Annotated in this window: 13 protein-coding genes and 1 pseudogene; 5 read left to right on the forward strand and 9 right to left on the reverse strand. The window is 66.5% G+C overall.

Annotated elements, in window-relative coordinates; all coding sequences use genetic code 11:
• Window positions 1–11: 11 nt before the first annotated feature.
• Window positions 12–1,598 (reverse strand): acetate--CoA ligase, encoded by a 1,587-nt coding sequence (locus KZO24_RS13680; RefSeq protein ID WP_486486413.1) that lies wholly within the window; start codon window positions 1,596–1,598, stop codon window positions 12–14.
• Between the two features lie 190 nt (window positions 1,599–1,788).
• Between KZO24_RS13680 and KZO24_RS13685 the strand changes: the two genes are divergently transcribed.
• The 4 genes from KZO24_RS13685 to KZO24_RS13700 all read left to right on the forward strand — a co-directional run bounded on the left by KZO24_RS13685 (window position 1,789) and on the right by KZO24_RS13700 (window position 5,876).
• Complete coding sequence (locus tag KZO24_RS13685; protein ID WP_486486414.1) at window positions 1,789–2,400, forward strand: IclR family transcriptional regulator; 612 nt, start codon at window positions 1,789–1,791, stop codon at window positions 2,398–2,400.
• Between the two features lie 302 nt (window positions 2,401–2,702).
• Entirely contained in the window at window positions 2,703–3,380 is a 678-nt protein-coding gene (locus KZO24_RS13690) for a hypothetical protein (RefSeq protein WP_486486415.1), read from the forward strand.
• A 303-nt stretch (window positions 3,381–3,683) separates the two neighbouring features.
• Window positions 3,684–5,333: a mechanosensitive ion channel family protein gene (locus KZO24_RS13695; RefSeq protein ID WP_081799093.1), complete on the forward strand. Its 1,650-nt coding sequence runs from the start codon at window positions 3,684–3,686 to the stop codon at window positions 5,331–5,333.
• A gap of 210 nt (window positions 5,334–5,543) precedes the next feature.
• A complete protein-coding gene (locus KZO24_RS13700) occupies window positions 5,544–5,876 on the forward strand; it encodes a hypothetical protein (protein WP_051586966.1) in 333 nt (110 codons plus the stop codon).
• A gap of 129 nt (window positions 5,877–6,005) precedes the next feature.
• On the opposite strand, the gene KZO24_RS13705 is transcribed toward KZO24_RS13700, so the two are convergent.
• From KZO24_RS13705 to KZO24_RS13720, 4 genes and pseudogenes are all read right to left on the reverse strand, one after another.
• Window positions 6,006–6,353 (reverse strand): FlgD immunoglobulin-like domain containing protein, encoded by a 348-nt coding sequence (locus tag KZO24_RS13705; protein ID WP_486486416.1) that lies wholly within the window; start codon window positions 6,351–6,353, stop codon window positions 6,006–6,008.
• Between the two features lie 182 nt (window positions 6,354–6,535).
• Window positions 6,536–6,616: pseudogene (locus tag KZO24_RS13710) on the reverse strand (flagellar hook capping FlgD N-terminal domain-containing protein); the annotation flags it as partial.
• Window positions 6,580–7,257, reverse strand: coding sequence for a flagellar hook-length control protein FliK (locus KZO24_RS13715; protein WP_486486417.1), 678 nt, complete (start codon window positions 7,255–7,257; stop codon window positions 6,580–6,582). The gene KZO24_RS13715 and the pseudogene KZO24_RS13710, both read right to left, overlap by 37 nt.
• Window positions 7,258–7,934: 677 nt before the next feature.
• The gene (locus KZO24_RS13720; RefSeq protein WP_486486418.1) at window positions 7,935–8,195 is read right to left on the reverse strand and encodes a hypothetical protein; all 261 of its coding nucleotides are present in this window, start codon (window positions 8,193–8,195) and stop codon (window positions 7,935–7,937) included.
• Between the two features lie 151 nt (window positions 8,196–8,346).
• Here KZO24_RS13720 and KZO24_RS13725 point away from each other — a divergent pair, with 151 nt between their 5' ends.
• Complete coding sequence (locus KZO24_RS13725; RefSeq protein ID WP_036527439.1) at window positions 8,347–8,535, forward strand: hypothetical protein; 189 nt, start codon at window positions 8,347–8,349, stop codon at window positions 8,533–8,535.
• A gap of 204 nt (window positions 8,536–8,739) precedes the next feature.
• Here the strand turns inward: KZO24_RS13725 and flhA are convergent, their stop codons facing one another.
• From flhA to fliF, 4 genes are all read right to left on the reverse strand, one after another.
• Window positions 8,740–10,854, reverse strand: a complete 2,115-nt coding sequence (gene flhA, locus KZO24_RS13730) for a flagellar biosynthesis protein FlhA (protein ID WP_036527435.1) — start codon at window positions 10,852–10,854, stop codon at window positions 8,740–8,742.
• Window positions 10,855–10,997: 143 nt separating this feature from the next.
• Window positions 10,998–11,465, reverse strand: coding sequence for a helix-turn-helix domain-containing protein (locus KZO24_RS13735; protein WP_486486419.1), 468 nt, complete (start codon window positions 11,463–11,465; stop codon window positions 10,998–11,000).
• Window positions 11,462–11,821 (reverse strand): flagellar motor switch protein FliN, encoded by a 360-nt coding sequence (gene fliN, locus KZO24_RS13740; RefSeq protein ID WP_008831931.1) that lies wholly within the window; start codon window positions 11,819–11,821, stop codon window positions 11,462–11,464. Before fliN ends, KZO24_RS13735 begins: the two co-directional genes overlap by 4 nt.
• A gap of 10 nt (window positions 11,822–11,831) precedes the next feature.
• Window positions 11,832–13,418, reverse strand: coding sequence for a flagellar basal-body MS-ring/collar protein FliF (gene fliF / locus KZO24_RS13745; protein WP_036527428.1), 1,587 nt, complete (start codon window positions 13,416–13,418; stop codon window positions 11,832–11,834).
• Window positions 13,419–13,596: the final 178 nt, after the last annotated feature.

Consider the following 13,596-nt stretch of genomic DNA (forward strand, 5'->3'; position numbering starts at 1 on the left):
TCCTGGATGTCTCAGCCGACCGCTTCGGCGGCTTTCGCGGCTTCACGGTCGCGCAGCATCTTGCGGTGGACCTTGCCTGCGGGGTTCTTGGGTAGCTCGTCGACGAATTCGACGAGACGCGGAAATTCATGCTGGGCGAGGCGTTCGCGGGTGAAGTCCTGAAGCTCGCGCACGAAGGCGTCGTCGGCGGCGCGGTTCGAGACGACGAAGGCCTTCACCACCTGCCCGCGCTGCTCGTCGGGCACGCCGATCACGCCGCATTCGAGGACATTGTCATGGCGCAGCATGGTGTTCTCGATCTCGACCGCGCTCATCGTCCAGCCGGCCGAGATGATGACGTCGTCGGCGCGGCCGCAATGGTAGAAATAGCCGTCCGCGTCGGTCTTGGCGCGGTCCTTGGTGGTCATCCAGCCGCCGCCGCGGAACAGCATCAGCTCGCCGATCTCACCGGGATCGCAGACCGAGCCGTCCGGGCGCTGGACTTCCAGCCGCTGCCCCGGCACCGCCTTGCCGAGCGCGCCGGGCTTGACCGGGAAGTCGTCCGCACCGGGGTAGTTCACCAGCACCACGCCGATCTCGGTGGTGCCGTACATCGAACAGGCCGGCACCTTGAACCACTGGTCGATCCACTCCAGAGTCGTCGGATCGATCGGCTCTCCCGTGAACGACAGCTTGTCGCAGCGGAACGTGAAGTCCGCCGCCCGGCCGCTGTTCTTCATCATGCGGTAGTGCGTCGCGGCCGCCGACATGTTGGTGATGCCAAAGTCGTCTAGTGCCTGCATCAGCCGCACCGGGTCGAAGCGGCCGGCGAACGTCCCCGTCGTTACCCCCAGCGCCAGCGGGGCGAGCGTTCCGTGCCACAGGCCATGCCCCCAGGCCGGGCTCGAGGGACAGAAGAATGCGTCCCCGGGCCGGATGCCGGTGCCGTAGAGCGCGGCGAACATCAGCGTCACCAGCGTGCGGTGCGAGTGCTTCACCGCCTCTGGCAATTCGCGCGTCGTACCGCTGGTGTACTGGAACACGGCCATGTCATTGGCGCGTGTTCTGGGCTCGTAGCGGGTTGGAAGATCGTCAAGCGAGGTGAGAAAAGCCTCGTCCGCCACGATCACCTTTGGCTTGCCGTCTACCGCGACCGAGCGTGCAAGCTCCGCCTTTTCGGCATTCGTGACCAGAATCTCGGGCTCGCAGTCGCCGATGCGCAAACGCAGCGCGTCGGGCCCGAACAGGGTGAACAGCGGAACCGAGATCGCCCCGGTCTGCATCGCCCCGAACAGGCACACGTAGAAGGGGAGCGAGGGCTCGAGCATGAAGGCGATCCGCTCACCGGGCCGCACGCCTCGCGCATCGAGCCAGTGCGCGAACTGCGCCGCGCCCTTCGCGATCGTGTCGAAGCTCAGGACTTCGTCCGCGCCATCGGCATGGGCGATCCGCACCGCGTCGCGCTCCGAACCGTCGGCATGGCGGGTCACGCATTCATGCGCGATGTTGAAGTACTCTCGGTCGCCGTCGAACAACTCCCACAGCGCCGCCGACGAAGCATGGGCCTGTGCATCAGCATAGCGCGTGTAGTCGGTCAGCCCTGAAATCATTTTGGCCATCAACCGTCCTGTCCCCTGGCTCATTTCCGCCGGGTCGAATCGCCGCGACGAAGGTTGTCCTTGTGTTCAGCACTGCTGCCACAACGGCCTTGTTTTTGTAAATATTGAATGTTATTCTATATATTGAATGAAAAGTGGTGTTGATACAGCTAAGGCCAGTAAGGCCCCAGCCATCGCCCGGGCGGCAGCGGTGCTGCGCCTGCTGGGCAAGCATGGTGCGCCTCTCGGCGTTCAGGCGATCGCCCGTGAACTCGGCCTCGTACCCAGCACGTGTCTGTATGTGCTGCGCGCCCTGGTGGCAGAGGATCTGGTGGCCTTCGATGCCGACACCAAACGCTATTCGCTCGACGCCGGCGTGCTGACACTGGCTCGTGCCTGGTTGCGCAAGGATCAGTTCAACGACCTTGCCCAGCCGGCTCTGGACCGAATTGCCCGCGAGTTCGGAACGACAGCCATGGGGGTCCAGGTCTTCGGCCTGGACCACATCATCGTCACCGCGATGTCGCAATCAGGCCAGAACTTCCAGCTCTCGACGCAAGTCGGCAGCCGTTTCCCGGCGTTGGTGTCAGCAACCGGACGATGCATCGCCGCTTTCGGAGGGTACCCGCAAAGCGAAATGAAACCGCGATTTGATCAACTGCGCTGGGACGAGCCACCAAGCTGGGAAGACTGGCTTGCTCAGGTAGACGACGCGCGCGTTTCAGGTGTCGCGGTGGATGCAGGGCACTACCTGTCAGGGGTCACGGTGGTAGCCGCGCCTGTATGGAAGGGGGCAGGCCGAGCCATGCGCTTGTGGCGATAGGGATCGGCGCAGCCTTACGCAACGAACTGCCGCGGCTGAAGGGGGCCCTCAAGGCTGCGGCCAGCGCGCTCAGCGGGCAGATCGCAGCCTAGTCAGCAATTGAGCGAGCCGGCCCGCGTGTTGTCACCGCTGACGTCGCGGATCGGCGGGGATCGGTGGTGACCTTGGCCCTCGACAGATATCAGCTGCCTCCGACTTGCGAAAAGGCACAGGGCGCGCTCGATCACAAAGGGTTCATGTAAGACATCACGAAGGGACATCTGCACCTTGACGCTTGGAGCGACAGATGTTCGAACCTGCTCGTGACTGACGATTCCCCCAATTCCGCCGCCAAGTCCCCTCCGTCAATAACCAGGGAAGAGGCCCGCGCGGATGAAGCGGCGGCGATCCGCCGCCGCTGGATTACGCTGGGCGAAGTCCTTACGGTGATCGCGGTCACTATCTCCGGCTTGACCTTGTGGAATAGCTGGAGCCAGCGCAGCGAGACTGAAGCCGGAAAGAACGCCGATGCCCGGCGTGCTTCCACCAAGGCGGCGATGCTCATTCTTGTGGCAGCCCGGACGGATGATGACGAACTGGTCCTGAAGCCCGCATCGCCCGAGCAATCGGTTCAGAGCCAGAGTATCGCCTTTCCCAGCGCACTCGCTCTTGCTGCCGCGGAAACCACGGGAGAACCTAGGATTGAGGCGCGATGGTTTGAGAACGCGCTCAAGAAGGCCCGCAGCCGAGCCAGACTGCCTGACAGCAGCCGCGGTGACGAGAAGCTGCCAATCCTCGTCACTACCCGTTTCCTGGCTGACGGCAAACTCCATGAGGAGTTGGCGATCTACGACATCGGTTACAGCATCGCGGGTCGCTGGCTGGGCGGCCACAGCATCACGCTTCGCGGCGTCTCACTGGTGGCCCGCACCCGCAAGTCTGCAGGAAAGAGCCTGCTCGATGCGCGCTGGAAAGCGGTCCTGGCACAAGCAGGAACTTGAAACACAAGGATTTTTTCCGATCTTGCACTCGTTGCCAGCGCAGGAGGTGCCTGCGGCGCTGCGCTGCGGCGCTATATCCGTTTCTGATGCATGCCTGGCGGCTCGCGTAATGAGGCTGCCAATCATCGCGCGTTGGCAGTCCAATCCTCCCGTCTTGCGACTGTCGCATTCCACCGGCATTGCGAGGACACAAGCACGGGTTGCCGCGCGTGAGGCTCTCGTCTGCGCATATTCGCTGGAAATGCGCGGAGCTTTCGCGTCTGGAGCGCCCGCTCACACCGAGCTTCAGGAGACCGTTTCCCAATGTTGCGCAAACTGGCCCGGCTTTGGGCGTTATTCCTTCTCGTCCTGATCGCCTCGCAGGCCCAGGCGCAGCTGCTGCCGACGCCCAAGGCCGAGGAATCCAAGACGACCGAGACGGACGCGGCCACAGCCACTCCGGCACCCGCCGCCGCGCCCCCGACCGATCCGTTAGGGCGCGAGACGCCGCGCGATGCCGTGTCAGGGCTGCTCGCGGCGTTGGCAGAGCGGGACTATCCTTTGGCCGCCAACTATTTCGAGGCCCGCTCCAACGGGGAGCAACTCGCGAAGGAGATGCAGGCGGTACTCGACGCGGGCGGATCGCTGTTGCCGTTCGGGGCGCTGTCGAACGATCCGGCGGGCGTGCTCGACGACGGGCTCAAGCCCGCGCAGGAGCGCGTGGGCGACCTCGGCGACGCCGGCAAGACCCCGATCCTGCTGACGCACGGCACCAACCGCGCGGGCACCCGGATTTGGCGCATCGCCCGCCAAACGAGTGCCGCCGCGCATACCCTGCAGCCTAGGACGAAGCAGGCCGAGGACGAAGGCCCAGAGATCGCCGGCGCGTCGCTGGAGGACTGGGTGCGCCTGCTGGGCATAGCCGCACTGGTGTTCTTGGGCTTCCAGCTGATCAACGCCGGGTTGCTCTTCACGATGGGGCGGATCATCGCCGACAAGGAGAATAGCCGCGTCTACCGGCTGACCCAGGCGGCGATGCCGCCGCTCAGCCTGTTCTTCGCTACCGTAGTTTTCATGTTCTGGGCGGGATCGATGCCGGTCTCGATCGTCGCGCGGCAGCTGTTGCTGCGCTACATCGGGATATTCGCGTGGGTGGCGCTGGCCTGGTTCCTGTTCCGCATGGTCGATTCCGTTTCGGCCCTGCTGATCAGCCGCATGGCCGGGCAAGAGCGGCGGCAGGCGGTCTCGGTCGTCACGCTGATCAGACGCGCGGCCAAGATCCTGCTGCTGTTCATCGCCATGGTCGCGGTCCTCGATACCTTCGGCATCGACGTGACAACGGGCGTGGCAGCGCTCGGCATCGGCGGTATCGCCTTGGCGCTGGGCGCGCAGAAGACGGTCGAGAACCTTGTCGGCTCCGTCACCCTGATCGCCGACAAGCCGGTACAGGTGGGCGATTTCTGCAAGGTCGGTGAGGTGACCGGGACGGTGGAAGACATCGGCATCCGCTCCACCCGCATCCGCACACTTGAACGCACCGTCGTCACCATCCCCAACGGCGATTTCTCGTCGCGCCAGATCGAGAATTACGCGCAGCGTGACCGCTTCCTGTTCAATCCCACAATCGGGGTGGAATACGGCATCGGCTCGGCCAAGCTGCTGGAGGCAGTGGAGCTGATCGAGAGCGTGCTGGACGCGCACGACCGGATCATCAAGCCCGGCGCCCGGGCGCGGTTCAAGAACTTCGGCGCCAGTTCGCTCGACATCGAGGTGTTCTCATACATCGAGGCGGCGGATCTCGACCAGAGCCTGGTGATCCGGCAGGACCTGCTGCTGCTAATCTTCGCTGCGCTGGAGCAGGCTGAAGTCGGCATCGCCTTCCCGACCAGCACCGTCCACCTCACGCCGCACAAGGCGCCAACGACGCGGCCCGCGTCGCTCGACATCGATCCCGCGCCGCAGCGGGGAGCGTGAATCTCCGCCATGCGGAGCAAGCCGGACGGAGGATTTATCAACGCCTTATTGCCGCGGCGCGGCTTTTAAGATCGATTGCATAGTATAGTGTCGGAAATTGCGGGTCACTGGTGAATATTGCGTTTACCATCGGCAAGCGGGGGTCGACCTTATTTCTCGGGTCAGGGGCAGCGCACCGATGCAATTCGGTGCGGTACTTTGAGAGCGCGGATGGCGGATAATTCAAGTTGGGGCCTGGGTGACGGCAGCACCCGGACTTCAGGGGCGCAGCAGGAATACTGGTTCTCGCTCAGGCTCCGGGTCGATGCACCCGCGCAGCTATGGCAGGCGGCCGCTTTGCGCTGCCTCAGCCAGTCCGACCTGACGCAAGACGAAGTCGAGGACCTAATCGGCCCGATCGAGGATCCCTCGATCACTGACTGCCTGATGATGCTCGCCCTGCCCGAGCGGATTCCCGGCTGCACCCGGCTCGATACGACCCTGCAGCAAAGCGCGGCGGGAGCGCCTGCAGCCGCACGCGAACGCAGCGACGCGATGGAATGAGATAGTCCTCCCTGTCGCGCAGCGATTGGGAGGGGGCCGCCGAGACAGTCGGTGGTGAAGAGGGGGATAACCCCTCCGTCTGCCCTGCCGACTGCGACCTCCCCTCCCTGCGGAACAGCGAGGATGCGCTCACTCCTTCGTCGAGGTCGTCGGTGTAGTCAGCGCCACCAGCCCGGTCGCGGACAGGCGGATGCCGTTGACGCCAAGCATGATGCTGGTCCCGTCGGTGACCACGTCGTCCACCACGCCTACCGAGTTGATCGTCGTGTTGAGGTTCGATCCGTCCGACGCCTGCGCGTTGATCGAGAGGGTATAGGCGCCTGCGGCGGCTTTGGTGCCGTCGGTCTGGAGGCCGTCCCATTTATAGGTGCCTTGGGTCTCGCTGGGGTCGAGGCTGACGGTCGCCACGGTGCCGCCCAGCGCGTCCTTGATCGTCGCGGTGACGGTGGAGGGGTGCCATCGACATAGTAAGTCCACTTGGCGGGATTGTCGCCCAGCCCCGCCACGGCGCTGTCGAAGCGCGCTTCACGGCCGATGTAGCTCGATGCCTGCGCCATCTGCTGCGACAGGAGCTGGCCGAGGATGTCGTCGAGCTTGCCGGTCTGCTGGATCGACTGCTCCACCTGCGAATACTGCACCAGCTGCTGGGTGTATTCCGAGGTGTCCATCGGGTCGAGCGGGTCCTGGTTGGTCATCTGCGTGGTCAGCAGCTTGAGAAACAGGTTGTAGTCGGCCAGCAGGCTGGTCGTGGATGCCGCCGTGGTGCTGGAGGTGCTGGACGTCGAGGCAGTGTCGGTAACGGTTGCCATGCTGGTGCTGCCTTATGCCATGAGGTCGAGATTGCCGCTGCCGCGCAGCGAGCGGAGAAGGGGGCGGCCTCTTCCGGGGCGCCGGTGAATTCGCTGCTTGCGCCCTGCGACCGCGCGGACGGACGGTGCTGACCCGCGCTGCCGTTGCCGCTGCCAAGGCTGCCGCCGGAACTGTCGAACCGCAGCGACTGGGCATCGGCGCGCACGCCCGCATCGCTGAGCGCGCGGTCGAGATGCATGCTTTCGCGCCGCAGCAGGTCGAGCGCGGCGGGCTGGTCGGCCGAGACCACGGCGCGCAGGGTGCCGTCGTCGTCGAAGCCCATGCGCACGTCGATCCGGCCCATGTGGCGCGGGTCGAGGCGGATCAGCAAGGCATCGCGCAGACCCTCCGGCCCGCCGTCCAACGCCCGCGCGATGGCGATGCCGACGTCCGCGCCGAAGTGCCCCTCGCGCATGGATACGCTCGCCTCGGCGGGGGCGAGGGCGGGAGCATTGCGCGCGATTTCATAGGGAAGTGCTGGGGGTCGCGTGGTCGCCGCTTCCAGCGTCTGGGTGAACAGCGGGGCGGACACGCGAGCCTCGGGCTCCGGGGGCGGTGTCCTCGGCGGCCTGCGGCGCGGCGTGGGCGACGGGCGCGGCGGTGCGGGCGGCCGCAGGTTCAGGCGTCTCGGCTGCGGCGGATGGCGGGGAAGCGGAAGGAGCGGCCGCCACAATCGGCACGCCAGTGGCCTCGGAGGTGGCCAGAGCGGCGGCGGCGGGCTCTGAAGGAGCGGGGGTTTTCGCGGCCTTGCGCTTTACCGGACGGGCGGCCTCGGACGTTTCTGCCTTCGGTTCGACGGCGGGGGTCTCGGATGGCAGCGCGTCTTCGACCAGCCCGGCCGCTGCGAGCGTAACCGGCGGAACGTCGATGGATACCTCCGCTCCGACGAGTCGCTCCTGCTGCGCCGGCGCGGCGGTCGGCAGGTTCCCGACCTCCTCCCCTTCCTCGGGAGTGGCGGCGTGTCTTCCCCGGGCACCACGGTCTCGAGGGCTTCCGGGCGTGCCCGGACCGGTTCGACAGGTGGAGCCATAACCTCTGCGGACGTGGCCGCGAGTGCCGGAACCTCGGGGACATCCACGGTTGCCCCGGCGGTCGGGTTTGCCGCTGGCGATGCAGCCGCAAGGGTCGGAGCAGACGCGGCTGCGGGGATTTCCGGCACCTTGGGTTCGGGGAGAGACGGAACCGACACAGCGGTCGCATCCGTCAACGTCAGAGACAAAGCTGCAGTCGCCCCGACCGGCTCGGCCGGGCCTGCGGCGCCGTGACGCTCGCCGCCGCCACTTGCGGCGCGATCCGGCTGGAGAGCGGAAGAGCCTGAGCTGCGACAGGCGGCGCTTCGCCCGCCTGCGCGGCCTCATCGACTTTGGCGCCGACGCTCGCCAGCGCGGCAAGGAAAGCGCCGGGTTCCGCATCCCCGACGCTCGGCGTGGGAGTGCCCGAGCCAGTAACGGTCGGGAAGAGGGTCGTCACGGGAACGGGCATCGGTTCATCATAGGATGCTCGTGCACCGGGCGGTCGCGGCTGCGATCTTATGCGCAGGGCTGATCGATGGGCTTGCCTTCCCTAAATCACGATCGCGCCCTATGGTGATCGATAGAAAGGTATCTTATCGCTGATCCGCATGATGGCCGAAGGGTCGGACGGCTTCGCGGGGGGCTTGAGCGCGCACAACTATCGCACGATCACCGACGCCGCCACCGCGACGCGCGATCTGGCCGAGCTTGTCGAACTGGGCGCGCTGGAGCGGGTGGGGGAGCGGCGCTATGCGCGCTATCATCCGCGGATTGCGAGCAGCGACGGCGGGGTGTGATAGCAGATGGCCCCGTCATCCCAGCGATAGCTGGGACAGCTGGCCGTGAACAGCCCACCTCGCGGCGCGCGGCGCAAGGGCTTGGACAAGCTCAGCCTGAGCGGAATTGTGAGGTTTACGCCACTCCCGCTCACCCTGAGCTTGTCGAAGGGTCCCAGCCTTCGCTGGGATGACGGGGTTTATTTGCCCCATCCGTGTCAGCCCCTACCCGATCGCGCCCAGACTGCGCAGGCGCGCCCTCGGATGGATCTCGTTCTGCGAGAGCACCACCGTCGCGGGCCTCACCCGCTCGATGATCGAGCGCACGAAAGGCCGCAGGCTCGGGCTCGTCAGCAGGCACGGGATTTCTCCCTGCCCGGCGAGGCGGTCGTACGTCTCGCGCACCGAGGCGATGAAAGCCTGCAACTGCGAGGGCGCCATGGCGAGGTGGCGGTCGTCGCCCTGCCCGATGATCGCCTCGGAGAACGCCTCGTCCCACACCGCACCGAGCGCGACGATGGGGATGGTCCCGTCCAGCGTGTGCTGCGCCGAGATCTGCCGCGCAAGCCGCGCACGAACGTGCTCGGTGACTTGCGTGAGGTTGGAGGTCAGCGGGCTCGCCTCGGCTACGCCTTCCATGATCGTCGGTAGGTCGCGGATCGAGACGCCCTCGGCCAGCAGGTTCTGCAGCACCCGTTGCACGCCCGAGACGGAGATGCGCGAGGGCACGATGTCGGCGATCAGCTTGGCCGAATCCTTGTGGACCTCGTCAAGCAGCTTCTGCGTCTCGGCATAGGAAAGAAGATCGGCGATGTTGTCCTTGACGATCTCTGTCAGGTGGGTGGTAACGACAGTGCCGCAGTCCACTACTGTCAGGCCGCGGAAGCCCGCTTCCTGGCGCAGTTCGCGGTCGATCCACTGGGCCGGAAGCTTGAACACGGGCTCCTGCGTGGCCTCGCCCGAGAGGCCGGTCTCGCCCCCGCCGGCGTTGATCACCAGCAGCTTGCCGATGCGCAGTTCACCCCGCGCGGTCTCGGTTTCCTTGACGTAGACGACGTACTCGTTCGCTTGCAGCGCCATGTTGTCGATGATGCGCACCGAAGGCAGGACGAAGCCGTAGTCGGTCGCCATCTGGCGGCGCAGCGCGCGGACCTGATCGTCGAGGCGCGGCTCCGCGCTAGCGTCGTTGATCAGCGGGAGCAGGCCATAGCCCAACTCGATGCGCAGCGCGTCGATCGCAAGGGTGCGGGCGATCGGCTCCTCGGCCTGCGCTGCCTTCTGGCGGGCCTGAGCGGCGGCCTCCTCGACGCGGGCGGCGGCCACCGCCCCTTCCGCCTTCTTCGTCATCGTCCACGCGAGCCATCCGCAGAGCCCGCCGAGGATCGCGAAGGGCAAGAACGGCAGGCCCGGCATCAGCGCCAGCATGCCCATCAGCGCGCCCGCGATGCCGAACGCCTTGGGATAACGGCCCAGCTGATCGCCCAGCGCCGCGCCGGTCTTGCCGACGACGCCGCCCTTGGACACCAGCAGGCCCGCCGCCGTCGAGACGATCAGCGCCGGGATCTGGCTGACGAGGCCGTCGCCCACGGTGAGGATGGTATAAGTCGTGAACGCCTGTCCGAACGGCACGCCGTGGATCGCGACGCCGACGATCAGCCCGACGATGATGTTGATCGCGGTGATCAGCAGCGCGGCGACGGCATCGCCCTTCACGAACTTCGAGGCGCCGTCCATGGCGCCGTAGAAGCCGCTCTCCTGCTCGATCTCGGAACGGCGTTCGCGGGCGACGTCCTCGGTGATGGTCCCGGCGTTGAGGTCGGCGTCGATCGCCATCTGCTTGCCCGGCATCGCGTCGAGGCTGAAGCGCGCCGCCACTTCGGCGATGCGGCCCGCGCCCTTGGTGATTACCACGAAGTTGATGACGATCAGGATCGCGAAAATGGTGAGGCCGATGACGGTCTCGCCGCCCATCAGGAACTCGCCGAAGGCGGCGATCACGCCGCCCGCCGCCTGATGCCCCTCATGCCCGTGGCCGAGGATCAGGCGGGTGGAGGCAAGGTTCAGGCCAAGGCGCAGCATCGTGGTGATGAGCAGGATCGTCGGAAAGCTGGAAAGCTGCAGCGGCTTCTCGATGAACAGCGCCGTCATCAGGATGAGGACGGAAGCAGTGATCGAGAGCGCGAGGCCCATGTCGAGCATCCACGCCGGCATCGGCAGGATGAGCATCGCGATGATCGCGCCCACACCCAGCGCCAACGCCAGGTCACGCCCCGGTCCGAGGCGGACGAGGAACTGCGTGACCTGCGGCGGGAGCGCGGACTTGGTGGGCGCGGTGGCCATCGGGTCAGGCTGCCGTTTGCGGCAGGGTTGCGAAAGGCTGCGCCTGACCCTTCGACACGCTCAGCGTGAGCGGGGAAAAGTAGACTTTCCAATCCCGCTCAGGCTGAGCGTGTCGAAGCCCCCGAGGCTGGGCGCACCGTTCATCACACCCCGGCTGCCATCTCGGCCCGCACCACGCCCGCAAGAGCCGGGGGCACCGCCATCCCGTCCGCCTGGAACGAGCGCAACTTGTTGCGCATGGTCCGCACCGAAATGCCCAGCATTGCTGCCGCCGCGCTGCGGTTGCCGCCGCAGTGGCGCAGGGTCTGGAGAATCAGTTCGCGCTCGACATCGGCGATGTTCTGTCCGACGAGGCCGGAGACCGATGCCGTGACGGACCCCTCCGAACGCCCGCCGCGCAGCCGCGCGAGCACGTCCTTGAGGTTCACCGCAAGGTCCACCACCACCATGTCGGCTTCGGATCCGGTCCAGCCTTCAAAGGCCGCAGGTGCGGATTCCACGCCGATACGGGTGGCCGAGCCGCGCACCATCTCGTTGGCAAGGCCCACCGCGTCGCCCAGTTCGCCGACCAGCATCAGCCGGGTGGCATCATGATCACGCGAACCCATCATGCTTCCTTGCGGACGATTTCGGTCAGCGTGACGCCCAGCGTGGCGTCGATCAGCACGACTTCGCCGCGCGCGATGATGCGGTTGTTGACGAAGATGTCGACCGGCTCGCCGACGCGGCGGTCCAGCTCCACGACCATGCCGGGCTTGAGCCGCAGCAGGTCGCCGATGTCCATCTTCGATCGGCCGAGCACTGCCTGCACTTTCACCGGCACGTCGAACACGGCGTGCAGGTCGTCGGGCGTCGGCGGCGTGGAGGGACGCGGCGGCAGCGCGGTTTCGCCGCTCAGGACCGGGGCCGGTTCCTCAGGCAGATGCGCCGGGGTCAGCTGGTGCCGGGTGTCGAGCTCGTCGCTCATCGGATACCTTTCACGTGTTCATCCACTGGCGGATGACGGAGGCGGATTCCGCCGGGTTGGAAGCGATGGTGTCGCCGATACGCTTGATCGCGGAGAGCTTCACCCGCCCATCGACATGGGCAAGCGCCACTTCCTGATCGAGCAGCGGGGTATCGTCCGCAGCCCCGCCCATCGGTTCAAGCTGCGCCATTGAGAGGCTGCCCGCAGGCTGGCGGCGGTCCTCGCCCTCGGGAAGATCACCGGAGGGCGGCGGCAGCAGCGCGGGCGCGTTCTGGCGGCGCAGCATGCGGATGGCGAAGAGGACGATACCGCCCACCAGCACGATCTTCAGCACGTCGAGGATGCGATCGACGGTCAGGCCGAACGGCAGGCCGCCATCGATGCCGTCCACGTCTTGCGCGGCGAAGGGCATGTTCTCCACCACCACGCTGTCGCCGCGATCGCTGTCGAAGCCGACGGCGTTCTCCACGAGGCGCTGCAGGCGATCGAGCTGCGGCTGCGGCAGGCCCTTCTCGCCGCCGTCCACCATGACCGCCACGGTCAGGCGCTTGACCTGCCCCGGCGTGCGCACGGCGACCTTCTGGACGCGGCTGTTCTGGTACGTGGTGTCCTCGGACGTCTCGTTCTGCGCTGCGTTGCGGCTGTCGCCGTTCGCGCCGTTCTGCGCGGCGGCCGCGTTCTCGGGCAACTGGGTGGCGACGGTCGCGCCTTGCGCGCCGGGGGTCTTCTCGGTGCTCTGGTTGCTGGATTCGACGCTGACCTGATGCTGGATAACCTGCTTGTCGGGGTCGAAGGTCTCGGATTCCTCACGCACCTGATCGCGTTCGAGCACGGCAGACACTTCGGCGCGGACTTTGCCGTGGCCGACGATCGGCTCCACCATGGTCTCGATCTGGTCGCGCAGGCGGGCTTCGACGGCGGCCTGGCGTTCCTCGATGTCGCCGGAACTGCCTTGCCCTTCGCCCGCCCGCGCCAGCAGCGCACCGGTCTGGTCCACCACCGACACCGCCTCGGGCGAGAGGTCGGGCACCGCCGAGGACACCAGGTAGCGGATCGCCTGAACCGCCTCGGCCGGAAGCCGCCCGGTGGTCTTGACCGTGACCGAGGCGCTGGCCTTGCGCGGCTCGGTTTCGAACATGGCGCGCTCGGGCATGACGACGTGGACGCGGGCGCGGCTGACACGGTCCAGGCTTTCGATCGAACGGGTCAGTTCACCCTCGATCGCGCGCGTCTCGTTCAGCTTCGCGCGCGAGGAGGAGATGCCGAAGGGCTCCTCCTGGTCGAGCACTTCGTAGCCGATCTTGCCGCCCAGCTGCTCGGAGGCCATCGCCATGCGCAGTTCGGGCAGCTTGTCGGCAGGCGCGAGGATAGCGGTTCCGTCGGCCGACAGCTGGAAGGGCACGCCCTGCCCCTTGAGCTTCTCGGTGATGGTCGATGCGGCCGAGGGATCGAGGTCGGTATAGAGATAGCCCATCGCGCTGTCAGGCGTACGCGTGGCCATCCAGCCGAGGCCGAGCAGCAGCGCCAGCGCGACGCCGCCCATCATCGCGGCGCGGCGCACTCCAATCTGCCCGATGAAATTGCGCAACGCTTCCAAGTCCGGCCTTCCGAGATCCCGGCGCCGCCCCTGTCGCGCGCCCAGAGGGCATTATAGGATGAGACTAGGCAAGACTTGCCGGGATGCGCAAAAATGTGTGGTCTCTTTATCATCCCTGTTCCGCAGGAATGGGGAGGTGGCAGCCCGCAGGGCTGACGGCGGGGTTTCTCCCCTGCAC

The organism is Novosphingobium sp. NFX11, assembly GCF_057376415.1.

Bases quoted from the DNA above. Each gene is read 5' to 3' on its own strand.
- KZO24_RS13680 (WP_486486413.1), bottom strand. From the start codon at position 1,598: ATGGCCAAAATGATTTCAGGGCTGACCGACTACACGCGCTATGCTGAT.
- KZO24_RS13695 (WP_081799093.1), top strand. From the start codon at position 3,684: ATGTTGCGCAAACTGGCCCGGCTTTGGGCGTTATTCCTTCTCGTCCTG.
- KZO24_RS13700 (WP_051586966.1), top strand. From the start codon at position 5,544: ATGGCGGATAATTCAAGTTGGGGCCTGGGTGACGGCAGCACCCGGACT.
- KZO24_RS13725 (WP_036527439.1), top strand. From the start codon at position 8,347: ATGATGGCCGAAGGGTCGGACGGCTTCGCGGGGGGCTTGAGCGCGCAC.
- flhA (WP_036527435.1), bottom strand. From the start codon at position 10,854: ATGGCCACCGCGCCCACCAAGTCCGCGCTCCCGCCGCAGGTCACGCAG.
- KZO24_RS13735 (WP_486486419.1), bottom strand. From the start codon at position 11,465: ATGATGGGTTCGCGTGATCATGATGCCACCCGGCTGATGCTGGTCGGC.
- fliN (WP_008831931.1), bottom strand. From the start codon at position 11,821: ATGAGCGACGAGCTCGACACCCGGCACCAGCTGACCCCGGCGCATCTG.